This is a genomic window from Oleiphilus sp. HI0079 (genome assembly GCF_001635105.1).
This window is the reverse complement of sequence record NZ_LWFT01000139.1, coordinates 1-844: the sequence shown is the minus strand read 5'-3', so window position 1 is coordinate 844 and position 844 is coordinate 1. Positions and strand designations below refer to the sequence as shown.

The 844-nt window shown below is 48.0% G+C and carries 2 protein-coding genes; both read right to left on the bottom strand.

What is annotated here, in order from left to right; genetic code table 11:
• Positions 1-490: DUF2846 domain-containing protein (locus A3750_RS02130; protein ID WP_156498316.1), on the bottom strand; the 490-nt coding region annotated here is incomplete at its 3' end.
• 61 nt (positions 491-551) lie between these two features.
• Positions 552-844 (bottom strand): hypothetical protein (locus tag A3750_RS02125; RefSeq protein WP_231871675.1); only part of this gene is annotated, 293 nt, incomplete at its 5' end.

Genomic DNA, 844 nt, shown 5'->3' with positions numbered 1-844 from the left:
TATCCGCCTGCAAGTTCATGTCAAACGCCATCATGAGCTTGTCATCAAAAGATTCAAAACCCAGCATTGGTAAGAAGCTTTTACGTACCGCAAAGTCATAACTGCCCGCCGGTAATTCAACCACGGTCCAGCTTCCCGATCGCAAGTTAAAAACCAACTCGTCATTTAGGTAGTAACTTGGTGCCTCAACTTCCTCATCAGCCCACTGAGAATAAGGCCGATAAAAGTAGATCAAACCGTTTTCTTCAGGATTCCATTCTGTGTCCTTAAGCTCCTCAAAGGGACGTCCCGTCTCATTGGGCAAATAGTAGGAACCGAAGTTGCGCCCGGTAGACCAATAAATCGATGGATACCAACCTCGCCCCTGCTTGTGGAACGGTTTTGAATATGGCGCGGTCGTATCAGCAACAGACTGAAAAGAAACAGACCACCCAGCGGCGACCACCGCTATGCAGACCAAAAAACGCAATTGAAGTAAAATAAAGTTCATCCTTGAAGTATAGCAATTCGCCTCGCGCGATTTTGCGAAGTAATATCCGTTTTCAGGCGCTCTATGGAGCGCTGCCAGCAGAAACCTCAAGCTTAAGCTCGTTTAAACGCCGATCAAGACCAACAATACGTTCATTTATCTGTCTGCGACTCGCATCAATAGACGCAATCGCCTTAGCATTTTCGACCGCTTGCTTGCCTGCATCAGACTTCGCTATACGACCAAGCCTATCACTGAGCTCTGAGATGCGCGTCGCTAGATCGTCAACACTCTCCTCTATCGCTTCACGCGTAAGCGCCAGCTCACTTTGTCCATTCGCAACTTGCTTCTTTAGTGCTGGCATTTGCTGAGCCA